This is a genomic window from Bacillus sp. FJAT-50079, assembly GCF_018343515.1.
Taxonomy (GTDB): Bacteria; Bacillota; Bacilli; order Bacillales; family Bacillaceae_C; genus Lederbergia.
In genome coordinates this window covers 558,828-576,390 of record NZ_JAGYPD010000002.1, presented here as the reverse complement: position 1 = coordinate 576,390, position 17,563 = coordinate 558,828, and the positions used below count along the sequence as shown (strand labels likewise).

General features: G+C 37.5%; 18 protein-coding genes. 13 read left to right on the top strand and 5 right to left on the bottom strand.

Annotated elements, in window-relative coordinates; translation table 11 throughout:
- The first annotated feature begins 120 nt into the window (after nt 1-120).
- Nucleotides 121-339 (top strand): hypothetical protein, encoded by a 219-nt coding sequence (locus KHA95_RS22895; protein WP_249316622.1) that lies wholly within the window; start codon nt 121-123, stop codon nt 337-339.
- A gap of 139 nt (nt 340-478) precedes the next feature.
- Here the strand turns inward: KHA95_RS22895 and KHA95_RS06770 are convergent, their stop codons facing one another.
- A complete protein-coding gene (locus tag KHA95_RS06770; RefSeq protein WP_213136719.1) occupies nt 479-679 on the bottom strand; it encodes a YlaI family protein in 201 nt (66 codons plus the stop codon).
- A gap of 65 nt (nt 680-744) precedes the next feature.
- Nucleotides 745-1,362 (bottom strand): YhcN/YlaJ family sporulation lipoprotein, encoded by a 618-nt coding sequence (locus KHA95_RS06765; RefSeq protein WP_213136718.1) that lies wholly within the window; start codon nt 1,360-1,362, stop codon nt 745-747.
- A gap of 229 nt (nt 1,363-1,591) precedes the next feature.
- Here KHA95_RS06765 and KHA95_RS06760 point away from each other — a divergent pair, with 229 nt between their 5' ends.
- The gene (locus tag KHA95_RS06760; RefSeq protein WP_213136717.1) at nt 1,592-2,920 is read left to right on the top strand and encodes a PhoH family protein; all 1,329 of its coding nucleotides are present in this window, start codon (nt 1,592-1,594) and stop codon (nt 2,918-2,920) included.
- 47 nt (nt 2,921-2,967) lie between these two features.
- Here the strand turns inward: KHA95_RS06760 and KHA95_RS06755 are convergent, their stop codons facing one another.
- Nucleotides 2,968-3,459, bottom strand: a complete 492-nt coding sequence (locus KHA95_RS06755) for a molybdopterin-binding protein (protein ID WP_213136716.1) — start codon at nt 3,457-3,459, stop codon at nt 2,968-2,970.
- Between the two features lie 164 nt (nt 3,460-3,623).
- Here KHA95_RS06755 and KHA95_RS06750 point away from each other — a divergent pair, with 164 nt between their 5' ends.
- Together KHA95_RS06750 and KHA95_RS06745 are read left to right on the top strand one after the other, a co-directional pair.
- Nucleotides 3,624-3,905, top strand: a complete 282-nt coding sequence (locus KHA95_RS06750; RefSeq protein ID WP_213136715.1) for an Fpa/YlaN family protein — start codon at nt 3,624-3,626, stop codon at nt 3,903-3,905.
- A 129-nt stretch (nt 3,906-4,034) separates the two neighbouring features.
- Nucleotides 4,035-5,261, top strand: coding sequence for an FtsW/RodA/SpoVE family cell cycle protein (locus KHA95_RS06745; RefSeq protein ID WP_213136714.1), 1,227 nt, complete (start codon nt 4,035-4,037; stop codon nt 5,259-5,261).
- A 117-nt stretch (nt 5,262-5,378) separates the two neighbouring features.
- Here the strand turns inward: KHA95_RS06745 and KHA95_RS06740 are convergent, their stop codons facing one another.
- Nucleotides 5,379-6,368, bottom strand: a complete 990-nt coding sequence (locus tag KHA95_RS06740) for a COX15/CtaA family protein (RefSeq protein WP_213136713.1) — start codon at nt 6,366-6,368, stop codon at nt 5,379-5,381.
- A 486-nt stretch (nt 6,369-6,854) separates the two neighbouring features.
- On the opposite strand from KHA95_RS06740, the gene cyoE reads away from it, so the two are divergent.
- The 8 genes from cyoE to KHA95_RS06700 all read left to right on the top strand — a co-directional run bounded on the left by cyoE (nt 6,855) and on the right by KHA95_RS06700 (nt 15,381).
- Complete coding sequence (cyoE, locus tag KHA95_RS06735; protein WP_213136712.1) at nt 6,855-7,772, top strand: heme o synthase; 918 nt, start codon at nt 6,855-6,857, stop codon at nt 7,770-7,772.
- Nucleotides 7,773-7,985: 213 nt separating this feature from the next.
- On the top strand, nt 7,986-9,053 hold the full coding sequence (gene coxB, locus KHA95_RS06730) for a cytochrome c oxidase subunit II (protein WP_213136711.1): 1,068 nt from the start codon (nt 7,986-7,988) through the stop codon (nt 9,051-9,053).
- 24 nt (nt 9,054-9,077) lie between these two features.
- Nucleotides 9,078-10,946 carry a cytochrome c oxidase subunit I gene (ctaD, locus tag KHA95_RS06725; RefSeq protein ID WP_213136710.1) on the top strand — a complete coding sequence of 623 codons (1,869 nt, stop codon included), beginning with the start codon at nt 9,078-9,080 and terminating at the stop codon, nt 10,944-10,946.
- Nucleotides 10,946-11,575, top strand: a complete 630-nt coding sequence (locus tag KHA95_RS06720) for a cytochrome c oxidase subunit 3 (RefSeq protein ID WP_213136709.1) — start codon at nt 10,946-10,948, stop codon at nt 11,573-11,575. Before ctaD ends, KHA95_RS06720 begins: the two co-directional genes overlap by 1 nt.
- Before the next feature lie 3 nt (nt 11,576-11,578).
- Nucleotides 11,579-11,911, top strand: coding sequence for a cytochrome c oxidase subunit IVB (gene ctaF, locus KHA95_RS06715; RefSeq protein ID WP_213136708.1), 333 nt, complete (start codon nt 11,579-11,581; stop codon nt 11,909-11,911).
- An 814-nt stretch (nt 11,912-12,725) separates the two neighbouring features.
- Nucleotides 12,726-13,649: a cytochrome c oxidase assembly factor CtaG gene (gene ctaG / locus KHA95_RS06710; RefSeq protein WP_213136707.1), complete on the top strand. Its 924-nt coding sequence runs from the start codon at nt 12,726-12,728 to the stop codon at nt 13,647-13,649.
- Nucleotides 13,650-13,684: 35 nt separating this feature from the next.
- Nucleotides 13,685-14,146: a DUF420 domain-containing protein gene (locus KHA95_RS06705; protein WP_213136706.1), complete on the top strand. Its 462-nt coding sequence runs from the start codon at nt 13,685-13,687 to the stop codon at nt 14,144-14,146.
- A 65-nt stretch (nt 14,147-14,211) separates the two neighbouring features.
- Nucleotides 14,212-15,381 carry a GNAT family N-acetyltransferase gene (locus tag KHA95_RS06700; protein ID WP_213136705.1) on the top strand — a complete coding sequence of 390 codons (1,170 nt, stop codon included), beginning with the start codon at nt 14,212-14,214 and terminating at the stop codon, nt 15,379-15,381.
- Between the two features lie 121 nt (nt 15,382-15,502).
- On the opposite strand, the gene KHA95_RS06695 is transcribed toward KHA95_RS06700, so the two are convergent.
- Entirely contained in the window at nt 15,503-15,862 is a 360-nt protein-coding gene (locus KHA95_RS06695; protein ID WP_213136704.1) for a YugN family protein, read from the bottom strand.
- 264 nt (nt 15,863-16,126) lie between these two features.
- Here KHA95_RS06695 and KHA95_RS06690 point away from each other — a divergent pair, with 264 nt between their 5' ends.
- Nucleotides 16,127-17,194, top strand: a complete 1,068-nt coding sequence (locus tag KHA95_RS06690; protein WP_249316619.1) for a CAP domain-containing protein — start codon at nt 16,127-16,129, stop codon at nt 17,192-17,194.
- Nucleotides 17,195-17,563: the final 369 nt, after the last annotated feature.

Below are 17,563 nucleotides of genomic sequence, written 5' to 3'. Positions count from 1 at the left end.
TATATCAACGAATATTCCGTATCGTACTGATCCTATTCAAGCCGTTGGAGGTATTAGCTTTTCTACCAAAAAAGATGCAGCCACTTTGTTAAGTGTCATCTCATACGATGAAGATGTTGTGTGTATATAGAGGTAGGTGTCGAGCCGAATATAGAAAGAAAGGAAATCAAAAAAGGCGAGCGTGTTTCTTTCTTGTTTCCGTACAGTGAACAAATCGACTTTCTTAACCCAACTGCCTTTAATAAAGATGGAGAAATGCTATATTATTTTGGATATCCAAAAGATGCGAATGTATTTCGGGTAGAAGAGTTTAAATGGCATGAAATCAATCGCCAATAAGAATTATATGAACTGGAGCTTTAATCAATTCGTGTGCTAGTGCTAGCAAAGTTTTGCAATTTTAGTTATGGAAAAAAGCAATGATACGTAAAAAGCCTTTTACGTTTGGTGTCTCCAAACATAAAAGGCTTTTTTGCTGTTAAAAGTCACGATCTTTATTGTTATACGAGTAAAGTTGAAATGTGTTTTTTGCCAAGCGCGCCTCTGTATTTTCTTTAATGCGAGCATGGCATGTATCACACATAAATGTATGAATCGGGCGATTTCGCAATTTTTTTGCAATCGGTGAATGATCTTCAAGTGTTGATTGCTGATCACAAATAACGCATTGAACTCTCATTGTTGAACACCTCAAATGAATGCATACCATTCCTTTTCTCATCATTATAACATGAAGTGTTATTATCATTCACTACTTTTGTGCATATGGTCATTAGATTGATCTTGTTGTTCTTTATCTAGTTCGTTTCTGCTCGCTGGGTCCATTTCTTGCTTAGGTTTTTCCGGTGCTTCTTGTGGGTTATGATTTTCATTCATTTGTGGAACTTCAGGGATAAGTCGGCCGATAATGGCGGATAATTCATTCATAATCCCTTGAAGTGGTTTTCCGGCTTCGATATCTTGTTGTACCGCTTTGATTCGTCCTGTCAAATCGGGATCAGCAATGACAATCGCCCCCGCCCCTTGTGGATCGTTTTTTATACTTTCAGCGACGGAATACTTGATTGTGCCAACTCTTGATCGATCTAAGTCTTTATCGACATCGATTCCAACGAGTGCTAACGTGCCGAAGACAACGGCGGTAGCGCCATTCACATTTGGCAAGCTGCCCGCAAGATTCGCTAAATAATTGGCTCTTTCTTCATCGGTATATTGTCTAATATCTGCCATGTTAATATGACTATCTTTTACCGACATTGTTTGCGGCATATCATTCATGTTTTTATTTTCTGGAGTGGTTTGCTTTTGTGTGCAGGCGGTTAACATGGAAATCAATATGAGTGTAAGCAGTAGATTTTTCATCGTGTATCCTCCGTTTTATGATAGTATCCAGCTTCAGGGTTCAGCCCAATAATGACTTAATTTATGTTTGAAGCGCTGAACAAACACATCTGCTTTTCTTAATATGTTGCGGTTTAATTCTATCTTTATTCATTTGTACATATATTTCTTACAATAAGAGGATATCTCACATGGAACCGGCTTTGAGATGGTCACATATAATATTTAAAAAGGAGCAGGAGGCATCAATTTGACGAAAATATACGTGTTAGATACGAATGTCTTGTTGCAAGATCCGAATGCTGTTTTCTCTTTTGAAGACAATGAGATCGTAATTCCTGCAGTAGTCCTTGAAGAAGTCGACTCGAAAAAGCGTTACATGAATGAGATTGGCAGAAATGCAAGGCTGATTGCCAAGCTAATTGACGGCTTTAGGGAAACAGGTAAACTGCATGAGGAAATCAAGCTTTCGAATGGGGGAACACTTCGGATTGAATTAAACCATCGCTCTTTCCATGAACTTCAAGAAATATTTGTAGAAAAAACGAATGATAATCGAATTTTAGCCGTAGCTAAAAATATTGCGCTTGAAGAGGAAAAGAAAGAAAATGGACGCCCTGTTATCCTTGTTAGTAAAGATGCACTCCTTAGGGTAAAAGCGGATGCCCTCGGTTTAGAAGCTCAAGATTTTTTGAATGACCGGGTTGTTGAGATAGATGATCTATTTACTGGCTTAAATGAATTGTATGTTCATATAGATACATTAAAGGAGTTTTATGAGCAAGGGAAAATCGAATGTCATAAATTATATGACCATAAACTTTATCCGAATCAATTTTTAATTATGAAAGATGAATTAGGTAGCTCTGCATCTGCGTTAGGAATGGTCGATTGCTCAGGGACAATAGTAAAAAAATTATATAACCAATACGATTCGATCTGGGGGATTAAGCCAAGAAATGCGCAGCAAACAATGGCGATGGAGCTGTTATTTCGTAAGGATATTCAGCTTGTGACAATGATAGGTAAAGCTGGAACAGGAAAAACACTTTTAGCATTAGCGGCAGGCTTAATGCAAACGGAGGATTTGCGAATATATAAAAAGCTGCTTGTCGCTCGCCCAATCGTTCCAGTTGGGAAAGATATTGGATATTTGCCAGGGGAAAAGCAAGAAAAGCTTCGTCCGTGGATGCAGCCTGTTTATGATAATTTGGAGTATTTATTTAACACGAAAAAACCAGGTGAACTCGATGCGATTTTAGCAGGGATGAGTTCAATTGAAGTTGAAGCCCTTACGTATATAAGAGGCAGAAGTATTCCTGAGCAATTTATCATTATTGATGAAGCCCAAAATTTAACAAAACATGAAGTGAAAACGATTTTAACACGGGTTGGTGATAAGAGTAAAATTGTTTTTATGGGAGACCCCGATCAGATTGATCACCCGTATTTAGATGCATATAATAATGGCTTAACATATGTGCTAGAAAAATTTAAAGAAGAAGCTGTTGCAGGACATATAAAACTAATCAAAGGTGAACGTTCTGATTTGGCACAATTAGCTGCGGATTTATTATAATAAATAAAGGCAGGTGGATATTATCCCACCTGCCTTTATCTATTACATTATTCAACCCTAAAAGCCTTCACATGTTTAATCGGGTGCTCTCGATTGGAGCCATCTGGATAAATAATATGTACAGGCCCATCTTCACGCAGTGGCTTGCCGTCCTTTGAAAAAGCAAGAATTAATTGATACGCTTGATCTAAAGGAACCATAATATCCCCATCGGCTGTTTCTATTATTAGTTTTGAGGCATTTGGATCAGGCTCTGCATTTTTTAAAAAAGGATCAAGCATAATCCCAAAAGACCCAGTTAATACTTTAACTTTTTCAAATTGTCGTTCTGTTTTCAGTGTAGGCGGTGCAACTGACCCTTCTTTAATCACACGATCCCAATGTTTCGAAACGATGGTGAGTTCTTCTTCTTCCTGCTCTACTACACCTTCTGTAAAATATGTATTTAAATCAATGCGTCGATCATCAAAAATCCAAACACCTGCATCAAGCGTAATTGGGAATTGTACCTTCCCTTTAATTGCCATAATCGTATTCATTATATAAATGTCCCCTTTCATCACCTTGTAATTATAGCCTGAAATGTGAAAAAACGAAAGCGGTGACAATTGGAGTTCCACACGATATCACTTGCAATTTTACTATTTACAATGTAAAATTTACAGATAGTATTGCCTATTTGTTCGGAGACAGGGGGATTAATGTGGTGTCTGAAATAATTGTAGATCATCGCGAAAAAGCCTATGAGCTATTAAAAGCCGACGCTGAAAAAATCTTGCGTCTAATACAAGTTCAAATGGATAACTTAACTATGCCTCAATGCCCTTTATATGAGGAAGTGTTGGATACGCAAATGTTTGGCCTGTCCCGTGAAATAGATTTTGCAGTCCGGTTGGGATTGGTCAATGAAGAAGACGGGAAAGAATTATTAGGTTCTCTTGAGAGTAAGCTGACGATTTTGCATGAAGCCTCCATGAGGAAATAATAGATTCTAGATTTTCGCACAGAGCTAACAGCGGAATGAATACAAAAACTCAAACAGTTCGAAAGAAATTGTTTGGGTTTTTTTATACTAATTCTTACTATAATTCAATCATAGATTGGAAGAGTCTTTATGTTAAAAAAAGTATTAAAATCATATGATTATTCAATTATTATTACATACCTTTTATTATGCTTATTTGGACTTATAATGATTTATAGCTCGAGCATGGTCATGGCAGTTCAATGGTACGGATATCCCGCAAATTTCTTTTACGAAAAACAAAAAATGAATTTACTCATGGCGTTCGTTGCATTTTTGTTTTTTGCGATCTTTCCATATAAAGCATACCGCAATAAAAAGTTTCTTATTTTCCTTACAGTGGCAGCAGTGATCGGGCTATTTCTTGTTTCAGTAATCGGACATGCAACAAATAATGCGCAAAGCTGGATTCAGGTCGGGGCACGAAAAATTCAGCCATCAGAATTCGTTAAGGTAAGTGTCATTATTTACTTATCAGCGGTTTATTCTAATAAACAACGGTACATTGATCAGTTAAATAGGGGAGTGCTTCCACCAATCATTTATCTCCTTTTTGTTTGTTTTTTAATTAAAATTGAACCGGATAACGGAACGGCTGTCATTACGTTTTTAATTGGGATGATGATCATTCTTTGTTCAGGGATGCGATTTCGTACGATTATGAAACTCGTTATGATTGGTGTCGTTGGTGTGACCATTATTTCACCAATCATCATTTGGCAACTTGATAAAGTATTTACGGAAGGGAATATGAAGCGAATTACTGGGTTTCTTGATCCTTTTGGTACGGCCGGTGATCAAGGCTTTCAGTTAGTTAATTCCTTTTTAGCGATCGGTTCCGGAGGATTAAAAGGTCTCGGCTTAGGACAAAGTGTACAAAAACTCGGTTATTTGCCTGAAGCACATACGGATTTTATTATGGCAATTATTGCTGAAGAACTTGGCTTGTTTGGAGTTGCCTTTGTTGTGATTGGAATTGCTTTTCTCGTTTTAAGAGGAATCTACATAGCGATCAGATGTCGCGATCCGTTTGGCAGTATGCTGGCAATTGGAATTTCTGGAATGTTAGGCATTCAATCGTTTATTAATTTAGGTGGAATGTCGGGAATCATTCCGATTACTGGAGTCACATTGCCATTTATTAGTTACGGGGGTTCCTCGATCCTAGTATTATCAATTTGTATGGGAATTCTGGCAAACGTTTCGATGTTTAAAAACTACGATGAAAAGTTTAAAACGGAAAAAACAACTTCTCCATCTCAAACTGTGATACCACAAGGAATCAACCATCAGCTAGCAAATAAACGGTCCTTTTAGCTTGAACGGGCAGAATGGAAGAAAGGTCAAACTCTGAGTTGATTCGGGTTAAGCTTCTGGTGGATGTATATCGAACGAGCTACGCCGCGGGGGAAAATAAAAAGATGCACGAGCGATTTACGCTCGTGCATCTTTTTTATTGAATAATGCATCAGAAGTATTCAATTCGGTATCACGTACTTTTTTCACATTATTTATCGCTGCTTGATGCTGTCCATTTCTCGTTAATAAAAGAACAAAATAGCTAAGTACCGCAAAAAGGCAGGCGATAAAAAAAGCATGAGCCAATGCGACATAAATGTTTAAGCTTGTTAGTACAACGACCGCTCCGGCGATTACTTGCATCATTGTAAGTGCAAAGGCGATGATCCAGCCCCAATACATCACTTTTTGATGTTTATAATGCTTAATAGCGATCATTGTAATATACGCAATCCATAAAAAGATCAGCCCAGCCGCAAGACGATGTCCCATTTGAATCCACTCGTAAATATTGACGGGAAGAGAAAAGGAACCATTCACACAAAGTGGCCAATCGCGGCAAACAAGACTCGCATCCGTATGCCTTACTAACGCGCCAGTATAAACGACAAAATAACTATAAACCGTTACACCAATAATATGAAATTTCATTCTGCTATCGATGATAAGTCGTTTCGTATCAAATTTTTGGTCTACTTCAAAAATAAGCAAAGTTAATAAAAAGACTGTGGCAAACGAGATAAGTGAAATCCCAAAGTGTAGAGCGAGTACGAAATCGGATTGTGGCCACATGACTGCCGCCGCGCCAATTAATGCCTGTAATAATAAGAATGAAACAGACAGTACCGCTAATAGTTTTGTTTCCCTTATATGGCCGATTGCTTTCCATGCCCATATAGAAAGGACTAATACGAGTAGACCAGCACTGCCTGAAACAAGTCGGTGTGCTAATTCAATAATGAGTTCTGGGGTAATATTAGTAGGGATCAATTCGCCGTGACAAAGCGGCCACGTTCTCCCACAACCAAGCTCTGAGCCAGTTTTTGTTACTAAGGCTCCTCCGATTAAAACCCCAGTCATAACAAGTGTTGTTAATACTGCAAACCATTTTAAATTTCGGTGCAAATCTTCACCTTCTTATCTATTCATCATTTATCCCATTTTTCTGGATGGTGAACTCCTTATATTGGAAGCTTCACATTCTGACATGCACATATCGATAGTACATAAATCAACAAAAAAATACAACCGACAAAATTGTTACAACCCTTGAAAGATGGCTGAAAATACTTCAAGATGGAGAGGCATGAAAAGCATATCATTTTTCATTTTTGATGAAAACGTTTTATACGCATGCGAAGGATCATTTTACGTCGAATGATGAATGATAAAGAAGAAGAAAAACTCTTGTATTCTGTTTTTTGTTACTATATGTTACAATATGGGGTGCAGTTCGTTATCTGTAAGCAAATGTGTAAGGGGAAACATGAAGAAATAGTGAACAAATACTGAATTCTGCTTGAAATTAAAGAAAACTTGGAGATAATGCTATATAGTAGTAGTATCTGTGTTTTGTTAACCATGTTATATTTAAGAGAGGGGGAAGAAGAAATGGGAAATAGTCGTGCATTGGCAGCAAAAGACAATGCATCTAGTACTCCTTCTACTTCAATTTGGAAAGAATATTCAGCGCTTTTTAAAATGGGAATTGTGAATTCAAATGCGATTACAACCTTTACCGGATTATGGTTGGCCTTTATTTTAACGAATAAGCATTTTCTGCAATCATTAGATATTGTAGTTTTTACAATGCTTGGTTCTTCACTTGTAATCGCAGGATCTTGTGCATTAAATAACTATATCGACCGTGATATTGATCCAATCATGGAACGTACAAAAGAGCGCCCAACCGTAACTGGAAAATTAAGCGGTTCAAAAGTCTTAACAATTGGGCTTACTTTTGTTTTAATAGGTTTAGTTATGCTGTTTATGATGAATATGACAACAGGGATTATTGGATTTATCGGTGCATTTACATATGTTGTCCTTTATAGTATGTGGTCAAAACGACTATACGTTAGCAATACAGTCCTTGGAAGTGTTTCAGGAGCCGTACCTCCATTGATTGGCTGGGCCGCGGTTGATCCGAGTTTACCACCAATGGCTTGGATGCTATTTTTACTTATGTTCATTTGGCAACCTCCACATTTTTATGCTTTAGCAATGAGGAGAGTTGAGGAGTATCGAGCAGCCGGAATTCCAATGCTACCTGTTGTAAAAGGATTTTCTGTTACAAAAGTTCACATATTAGTTTGGGTAGCGATGCTTTTACCCATTCCATTTTTTATGACGTCATTAGGAATACCTTTTGTCATTATCGCCACAATTTTAAATATTGGATGGCTCGTTGTTGGATTTTTAGGGTATAGGAAAAAAGACGATATTAAATGGGCAACACGGATGTTTGTATATTCGTTAAATTATTTAACGATTTTATTTACGGCGATGGTAATTTTAGCTGTTATTTAACTTGAATTAACAGAAGTCATTCACATCTATAAGTGAGGGATGAATGGCATAATTAATCTTTATTCAGTAGGCTTATAAACCGCTGAAAATCAACTTTGTTCTACCATGGTTTTATTTTAGGCATGGGAGTTCTTTCTTGTATAAGAAATCCATATATAGCACTTGGTCTTTGTTACCACTATGATAATTCAGAAAGAGGGGTTTGATTACATTATGAAAAAATGGCTGCAAAAATGGCGTCTCGCATCAGTTTTTGCGATTTTGGCGCTCGTCTTATCGGGTTGTGGCAAGCCATTCCTGTCTGCTTTAAAACCGGCAGGCCAAGTGGCGCAGGAGCAATATGATCTCATATTGTTTAGTTTCGGTATTATGACATTAGTTATTATAGTAGTGTTCGTCATTTTCACTATTGTAATGATCCGCTTCCGACGTAAAAAGGGAGACGAAAACAAAATACCTAAACAGGTAGAGGGAAGCCACGTACTAGAAATTGTTTGGACGGTTATCCCGATTATTTTATTAATTATTCTTGCTGTACCGACAGTTTCTGTTACATTCTCACAAGGGGATGTGTCTGCGATTGGTAAGAAAGATGCAGAAGGGAACCCAGAAGCACTTGTTGTAAACGTTAAAGCGCATTTATATTGGTGGGAATTTGAGTATCCAGACCTTGGAATTGTTACAGCTCAAGATCTTATTATCCCGACAGAAGAAAAGGTTTATTTCCAGCTTACTGCCGCTGATGTAAAGCACTCATTTTGGATTCCTCCATTAGGTGGAAAGCTTGATAATAACCCTGATAACATCAATAAATTCTGGTTGAGCGTTGATCAAGATAAAGCTGATGAAGCTGGCGGAATCTTCTATGGAAAATGTGCGGAGCTTTGCGGTCCTTCACATGCGTTCATGGACTTTAAAGTAAAAGCACTTCCAAAAGCTGAATTTGATCAATGGGTTGCTGATATGCAAAATGCAGAAGCGCCAGTAGCTACAACTGATTTGGCGAAACAAGGAGAAGAAATCTTTAACCAAAGCTGTATTAGCTGTCACGCTGTATCTACTGATGCAAACTCAGTCGGTCCTAACTTGGCAAACTTTGGTGAGAGGGAAAAAGTTGCTGGTATTTTAGACCATACTGAAGAGGAATTAAAAAGATGGTTAGAAGATCCAGAAAAAATCAAACCTGCGAATGAAATGACTGGAAAATATCCTGAATTAAATGATGCAGAATTAGATGCTTTAACTGAATACTTAATGGGACTAAAAGTCCAAGCGAAATAAATTTTTGAATGAGGAGGTTAAATTGTGAGTACTATTGCTCAAAAAAGAAGTGTGGGCGCAACAATATGGGATTTTATGACCACGGTTGACCATAAAAAAATCGCCATATTATATATTGCTGCCGGCGGATTCTTCTTTCTATTAGGTGGCCTAGAAGCCTTAATTATTCGTATCCAACTTGCCGTACCTGATAGTAACTTTGTCAGTGCAGGTCTATTTAACCAAATGCTTACAATGCATGGGGTAACGATGATTTTCCTTGCGGCCATGCCGATATTAATTGGATTTATGAACTTAGTCATGCCATTGCAAATTGGTGCGCGTGACGTTGCATTCCCATTTTTGAACTCCCTTGGATTTTGGCTGTTCTTCTTTGGTGGATTGCTTTTGAACTTATCTTGGTTTTTAGGCGGAGCGCCTGATGCGGGATGGACTTCATATGCATCACTATCATTGAATTCACCAGGGCATGGGATTGACTTTTATGCATTAGGGTTACAAATATCTGGATTTGGTACGTTAATGGGGGGAATTAACTTCCTCGTAACGATCATTAATATGCGTGCACCAGGTATGACATATATGAGAATGCCGATGTTTTCATGGACAACATTTGTCGCATCAGCACTTATCTTATTTGCATTCCCGCCACTTACGGTTGCATTGTTTTTATTAACTTTTGACCGTATGTTTGGATCAAACTTCTTTAATGTTCAAATGGGTGGAAACACAATCATTTGGGAACACTTTTTCTGGATCTTCGGACATCCGGAAGTATATATCTTAGTTTTGCCAGCATTTGGTATCTTCTCAGAGATTTTCTCGACATTCTCAAGGAAGCGTTTGTTCGGATACTCATCAATGGTATTTGCAACAGTATTAATCGGATTCCTTGGATTTATGGTTTGGGCTCACCATATGTTTACAGTTGGACTTGGTAATATAGCGAACGCAATTTTCGCAGTAGCATCATTTGCGATTGCTGTTCCGACAGGAATTAAAATTTTCAACTGGTTATTTACAATGTGGGGCGGTAGTATTAAGTTTACGACGCCAATGCTTTATGCAGCAGCATTCATTCCATCATTCGTAATGGGTGGGGTAACTGGAATCATGGTTGCGACAGCACCAACGGATTATCAGTACCATGACACATACTTTGTTGTCGCTCACTTTCACTATGTAATCGTTGGGGGAGTAGTATTAGCGATTTTGGCTGCAACTCACTTTTATTGGCCGAAATTATTTGGAACGATGTTAAATGCAACACTTGGTAAATTCGAATTTGTTTTATTCTTAGTCGGTTTCCATATGACATTCTTTATTCAACATTTCCTTGGATTAATGGGAATGCCACGAAGAATTGCGACATACTACACAGGTCAAGGCTTAGATCTAGGAAACATGATCAGTACAATTGGTGCTGCCCTCATGGGACTTGCAGTTATCATTTTACTTTGCAATATCGTTGTTACTTCCGTGAAAAATGAGAAGGTTGGAAGTGACCCGTGGGAAGATGGACGTACACTTGAGTGGGCATTGCCTTCACCACCACCATTTTACAACTTTAAGCAATTGCCATTAGTACGCGGCATCGATGCTTATTGGCTTGAAAAAATGGAAGGTAAAAAGGAAATGACACCTGCTGAACCAATCGGTGATATTCATATGCCAAATGGCTCGATTTTACCGGTATTTATTTCACTAGGATTCTTTATCGCTTCCTTTGGTGCGATTTATCGTCTTGAGCATGGATGGGGACTGGCGGTATTAATTATTGGTCTTGCTGTTGCCTTTGGTTCAATGCTATTAAGATCATTAAAAGACGATCATGGTTTCCATATTCCGAAATCGGAATTAATTGATGATAAAGATAAGGGGGTACGGGCATAATGCATGTTGAACAACAATTTACACCAAAAACATGGCCTGAATCACCTGAAAGAGCAACCCTTGAAGGGAAAAATAAATTTTTAGGGTTCTGGTTCTTTCTTGGCGGAGAAACCGTACTCTTTGCCTCGTTCTTTGCAACATATTTGGCATTGAAAGACAAAGTTCCTTCGAAGTCAGAATTAATTTCAACGGATGTGTTTGCACTACCGTTGGCATTTATCATGACGATGGTTTTACTTACGAGCTCAATTACGAGCGTGTATGCGATGTACCATATGAAAAACTTTAATTTCAAAAAAATGCAGCTTTGGTTGATCATTACCGTTGCATTAGGATTAACATTCCTTGGCTTTGAAATTTACGAGTTCTATCATTATACGACTGAACTTGGCTTCGGCTATACATCGAGTGCATTTAGCTCAGCGTTCTATACACTCGTTGGCTTCCACGGAGGACACGTTGTATTTGGTCTAGGTTGGCTTATTGCTTTAATGGTACGAAATTCAAAACGTGGATTGAATTTAGCGAACGCTCCAAAGTTTTACATTGCAAGTTTATACTGGCACTTCATTGACGTTGTGTGGGTATTTATCTTTACGGTTGTATATTTAATGGGAATGGTGGGATAAGAGATGGAAAACCAACACTTGAATTCTAACAGCTCTCAAATCGAATATGAATACCGCCGAAAAAGAAATGCAGAAGAAATGCGTCATCAAGTCATTTCATTTGCAATCTCAATCTTTTTAACGCTCGTTGCGTTCGGCGCAGTGTATGCTGGCTTCGATAAATGGTTCGTGATTCCAGTTATCCTATTGCTAGCAGCTGTACAGGTTATTTTCCAATTGTATTATTTCATGCATATGAACCAAAAAGGGCATGAAGCTCCACAACTGTTTATATACGGAGGAGTCATTATTGGTTTCGCCACAATTGTTTGTTTCCTAACAATTGTTTGGTGGTAAGAAAAAAAAAAGATCAGCATATTGCTGATCTTTTTTTTGAATGAATAAATTTCTTTAAGGCTGTTCTTGGAAGAACCACGAAAGAAGCGTCGAACTGAAATTCATCTACGTCTTTATTGACTGATTTTTCTTAAAAGCTTAGAAACTTTGTGATTCTGCCACAGTGTATCCGCCAAGATCATTAATCGTTCTATTATTGATCTTGGCGGTGAAAATCGCAACCTCCGTCCATAAGGAACGTTCTAATGGACCGTAAGTACTTCAAAATCGCAACCTCCGTCCATAAGGAACCTTCTAATGGACGGTAGTTCTTCAAAATCGAACTCCGTCCATAAGGAACCCTCTAATGGACAGTAAGTACTTCAAAATCGTAAAGCCTGTCCATAAGGAGCCCTCTAATGGACAGTAAGTACTTCAAAATCGAAAAGCCTGTCCATAAGGAACCCTCTAATGGACAGTAAGGAACCCTCTAATGGACCGTAAGTACTTCAAAATCGCAACCTCTGTCCATAAGGAGCCCTCTAATGGACAGTAGTTCTTCAAAATCGTAAACCCTTGTCCATAAGAAGCCTTCTCAAACCACGTCCATAAGGCATCCACAAATAGCCCCTTTTAACGTTACACGCGACCAATGAAAGATAGGTCGATCTCATACAATCTTCATTTTATGTTGAGGGTTAAAGGATTCAAATTCTAATTGTATTGGTCACTTTCACGATTGTCATTAACTTGTCAATTGCGTTACATTGAACTATTTATTCGCGAAACGTATAATAGATGGTAGGATCAAAGCGAAAGAAGAGGTGAAGGTGTTATGCCTTTAAGTATTTTCGGATTCCGGGCATTATGGAGTCCTTATTTTATGATATTCGTTTTATTAATAACTATCGGCTTTTTTTATTTAACTGTTAAAAAAAGACATCAATTTAAAGATAGCGAACCGCTGAAAAAAAGTCAGGGAATTATATTTAGTATTGCGATGATCCTACTCTATGTTATTAAAGGTTCGCCTGTTGATTTAATTGCCCATATTATGTTTACCTTTCATATGATTCAAATGGCTTTTCTTTACTTAGTAATCCCGCCATTATTAGTTGTAAGTATTCCAAATTGGGTGTGGAGACAAGTGATTGAGCATCGATTTATTAAGCCGATTTTTTCGTTCTTTACAAAGCCGCTTATTGCTTTAATCGTGTTTAATGGAATTTTCTCTATCTATCATATTCCAATGGTTATGGATGCAGTCAAAATGAACATTGTTATTCATTCGCTCTATACAGTATTATTGTTCATTTTAGCGATCTTCTTATGGTGGCCATTATTAAATAAACTAGAGGGGCAATATCAATTGCACGGGTTGAAAAAACTTGGATACATTATTGGTGACGGCGTTCTACTTACCCCTGCATGTGGGTTAATTATTTTTGCTCCAGTAGCTATGTATGCTACATATACAGATGGAGAAATGTGGATGAAAGCAATGGAATTATGTGTTCCGGGCAGCACATTGTCAAGCCTAGCGGGCTTATCAATTTCCGGCCCTGAGTTATTTTCGAATATGCCAGCCCAGGAGGATCAGCAGCTTGGCGGTGTACTAATGAAAATCATCCAAGAGATTGTTCTCGGTACGATGCTCATTAAAATCTTCTTTGAATGGTTTAAAAAGGAACAAGAAGAAGCTGAACAAATTAATGAGGAAGCATTATTAAAACATAATAATCCTCAAACGGTTGAATGATCCTTAAAGATGAATAGATAGGATGAATGTATATTATGATAGTTCCCATTTTACCGACTATTAGCACAGCATTTATTGTACTCAGCGCTATTTTCGTTGCAATTGGTTGGCTGAAAATTAAAAAACGTGATATTGAGGGCCATAAAAAAGCAATGACTCGTGCAGGAATTTTTGCATTAATCTTTTTTATTTTATATGCAAGCCGAACGATCTTCGTAGGAAATACTTCCTTTGGCGGTCCAGACGAATATAAAATATTTTATACAGTATTTTTAGTTTTCCATATTTTCCTTGCAACAACCGGCGGTGTGCTTGGTGTTATTTCACTTTGGACAGGCTACAAAGATAGGCTCGATAAGCATAGAAAATTAGGGCCGATTACAAGCGTCATTTGGTTTTTCACTGCTATTACAGGTGTTCTTGTTTATTTATTGCTCTATGTTATTTATCAAGGTGGAGAAACAACCTCACTAATTAAAGCAATTCTAGGTTTTTAAACAAAAGGCTGTCCGAGGCTTCATGTCAAGGATGGCCTCATTTTTTGTATAAAGGAGCATTCATCATGGATGTAATAAAAGTAAGTCATGATCAATGGCAGGAAATCTTTCAATTATCGATGTATGCGTTTCAATATGATTTATCAGATAAAGAGCTGGAAGAAAAAAGGCATAATTTAAAGGAGCATCAAATTCTTGGTATCTATGAAAACAATCAATTAGCAGCAAAGCTACATATACGACCGTTTCAAGTGTATCAACGAAGTGAGCCCATCAAAATGGGTGGTATAGCTAGTGTTTCAACATATCCCGAATATAGAAGAAGAGGCTATGTGAAGCAATTATTGCTTGCTTCTTTAGAGGAAATGAGAAAGAATGGGCAACTATTATCAATGCTTCATCCTTTCTCAATTAGTTTTTATCGAAAATTTGGTTATGAAATCTTTTCCGAAAATATACGGGTACAGATGAAGCAGGCGGATCTTATTCCGATTAATAGCGACAAAATAGGTGGAAAAATCATACGTTTGCGCAAGGAACAATTCCATGAAGCGTTACATGATATTTATGATGCTTTTGCTCAAAGTCATTCCGGTATGTTAGTAAGATCAAAAGAATGGTGGCAGAAAAGTGTGCTAAAGAATGTGGCAGCCGCCATTTATTTTGGAGAAAAGGGAGAGCCCCTTGGTTACCTCCTTTATGATGTGAAGGAGAGGAGAATGGAAGTAAAGGAGTTCATTATTTTGCAACATGAAGCGCGCACAGAACTATGGCGATTTGTTTGTCAACACGATTCGATGATTGATACGTTAACAATGAATATTAACAAGGATGAGCCTTTACTGTACACATTAAAAAATCCTCAAGTGAAAACAGAGCTTACACCTTATTTTATGACGCGAATTGTTGATGTTGAAGCGTATTTATTACAGTATCCTTTTCAAATTCAATCTGATGATTCGCTGCAATTACATATCGAAGATCCTTATGCACCTTGGAATGAAGGAGTTTATGAAATTTCACGTCAAAGCATTAAAAAAGTAAGAAATGTGAGTGAACAGCAGAGAGAAAAGTGCCTCACATTAACAATTAATGCATTGACAGCATTATTATTAGGCTACCAAACTGCTCAGCAATTAAGTGATATCGGGGAAATACTCGGACCTATTGAGCAAGTATTGGAATTAGCCGGTATTGTACCGAAGCAATCTACGTATTTTCCAGATTTCTTTTAACACTAGAAGTGTCCGGACACAATATGTGGCGGGATGAAAACATACACAATTACACCAAGGCGTAATTAATCCAGAAAAAAATGACTCATAAGCATCTATGAGTCATTTTTTGGCTAAAGGATCACTCGGCAAAAACGGCCGTTTCCTCTTTGATTTTTTTCAGCATTTGATTGCATTTTTTTACTAATTGCTCAGGGAAAAATTCATCCTCCCCATACTCAACGCCGTGTGGGTAATAATGTTTTCCAAGGAGTGGTGTCATTAGTTGGATTACTGCATCATTTGCACCCACATCCCCTTGTACGGCATAACCTTGAATTCTGAAATAGTATATTCCTTCTTTAATTTGGAATTTATGATCGTATGTAACTCTTTCATAATCCCATTGACCCGCGCGGATCATCCCATTATGATCCATGATTTCATCAAGACGTTTTAAATCTACTTTTAATGATTCGATTCCACTATTTTCAAATCTCATAATTCGTTCCCTCCTAATATCAGATCATTTTTCGCTGTTTATGTACAGTTAATATTACATTTGCTCCAAGTTTAATAATAGTCGAAAAACGTAGATGTTGCAACGAAATGAAGTTAATATGTATGATTAAGCTAAATGATGATAAAATCGTCTTAATCCTATGTAAATTCATTACTCTCTATTTGGTAGACGCGTTATTAATGATATAATAAAGTGAAACTTGTCATCATTTGTTGTATCTTGTATGGATTGAAAGGAGAGATATTGCTGCGTACATTATTTCGTGTCATGGTCATTTCAACCATTGTATTCCTTATTAGTATTTATTATTATTCCGAGTCCGATGATCAACAGTTATTGCAAGACGATAATTATGCTAAACCACCGAAATACGATATAAATAATGAAAATGACCTTGATAGTGTTGATCCAACCGTTCAATTAGAAGAAGGATTAGCAACGTATATCGGCCAATCAACGGATCAGCTTATTCATGTATATGGGGAGCCTATACGCAAAGATCCGTCAGCATATGGCTATGAATGGTGGATTTATTATGACTATGCAAATACATATATGCAAGTAGGGGTGCAAGATGGTTATGTCGTAACCATTTACGCGCTTGGAAGCAAGTTAAATGTTGCGCCATTTCAGATCGGTCAGACGATTGAAGAAATATACAGAACAACCTTATTGGAAACAGAGATAACGGTTGCATCTGTGAAAGGAACATATCGCTTTGAACTTTCGGAAGAAGATTTAAATATTCGCCCACTTGTACAACTTGATGATATATACGCACAATTGATCATTGATAAATATTCCGGATCATTGTCAAGCATTCGTTTTTTTGACAAAGATACGCTTATCAAACAGCGTCCATATGAACTATATTATCGTGGTGATTTTCAAGCGCCTATGACACCAGACGAAGAGATGTGGAAGGAAATTGAAAGAGGCAGCGCCAACCAAATCTTTGATATTTCAAATGTCATTCGCCAAAGGTTTGATTTACAGCCGCTTGAATGGAATGAACAAGTAGCGGAAGTGGCATATAAACATAGTATGGATATGGCACTTAATAGTTTCTTTGCTCACGAATCACCCGAATACGGCGACCTTGCATCAAGATTAGAAGCAGAAGAAATTGAATTCCAGCAAGCTGGTGAAAACATTGCCGCTGATTATGCGGATGGGCCAGCAGCAGTTGATGGATGGTTGAATTCAGAAAGCCACCGTAAATCATTGCTTGAAAAGGAGTTCACGGAGTTAGGAGTAGGGGTTTATAAAAAATATTATACGCAAAACTTTCTTACCTCAAAGGATGACTAAAGGCGAAACGCCATGAGTCATCCTTTTTCAGTAAGAAAATAAATGTTTTTCACAAAATATCTTCCTGTTAACATATTTGTGCTTGGAGACTAGATTAACGCTTGCACGATATATACAATGTCTTGAGGAAGTGACAAATTAATGTTGGTCTATTAAAACTGGATTGTAAAAAGTAGAGATCGTAGCTTTTTAAGAATTTAATTCAACTCTTGAGATTTTTGAAGCTAAAGCCCAAATTTCAAAGCTCTAGCTTAAATTTTAAGGCAAAATACAAGTTTGTAGCCGGCTATTAAATTTTTCATTCGAAAAAACAGCAAATGGCTTTCCTATGCACATTCGCCTTGTTTGCATCATAGTGTAATATAAGGA

Coding starts and splice junctions, on each gene's coding strand:
- KHA95_RS06770 (WP_213136719.1), bottom strand. CDS start 679: ATGAGAGTTCAATGCGTTATTTGTGATCAGCAATCAACACTTGAAGAT.
- KHA95_RS06765 (WP_213136718.1), bottom strand. CDS start 1,362: ATGAAAAATCTACTGCTTACACTCATATTGATTTCCATGTTAACCGCC.
- KHA95_RS06755 (WP_213136716.1), bottom strand. CDS start 3,459: ATGAATACGATTATGGCAATTAAAGGGAAGGTACAATTCCCAATTACG.
- KHA95_RS06745 (WP_213136714.1), top strand. CDS start 4,035: ATGTTAAAAAAAGTATTAAAATCATATGATTATTCAATTATTATTACA.
- cyoE (WP_213136712.1), top strand. CDS start 6,855: ATGGGAAATAGTCGTGCATTGGCAGCAAAAGACAATGCATCTAGTACT.
- coxB (WP_213136711.1), top strand. CDS start 7,986: ATGAAAAAATGGCTGCAAAAATGGCGTCTCGCATCAGTTTTTGCGATT.
- KHA95_RS06720 (WP_213136709.1), top strand. CDS start 10,946: ATGCATGTTGAACAACAATTTACACCAAAAACATGGCCTGAATCACCT.
- ctaF (WP_213136708.1), top strand. CDS start 11,579: ATGGAAAACCAACACTTGAATTCTAACAGCTCTCAAATCGAATATGAA.
- ctaG (WP_213136707.1), top strand. CDS start 12,726: ATGCCTTTAAGTATTTTCGGATTCCGGGCATTATGGAGTCCTTATTTT.
- KHA95_RS06705 (WP_213136706.1), top strand. CDS start 13,685: ATGATAGTTCCCATTTTACCGACTATTAGCACAGCATTTATTGTACTC.
- KHA95_RS06700 (WP_213136705.1), top strand. CDS start 14,212: ATGGATGTAATAAAAGTAAGTCATGATCAATGGCAGGAAATCTTTCAA.
- KHA95_RS06695 (WP_213136704.1), bottom strand. CDS start 15,862: ATGAGATTTGAAAATAGTGGAATCGAATCATTAAAAGTAGATTTAAAA.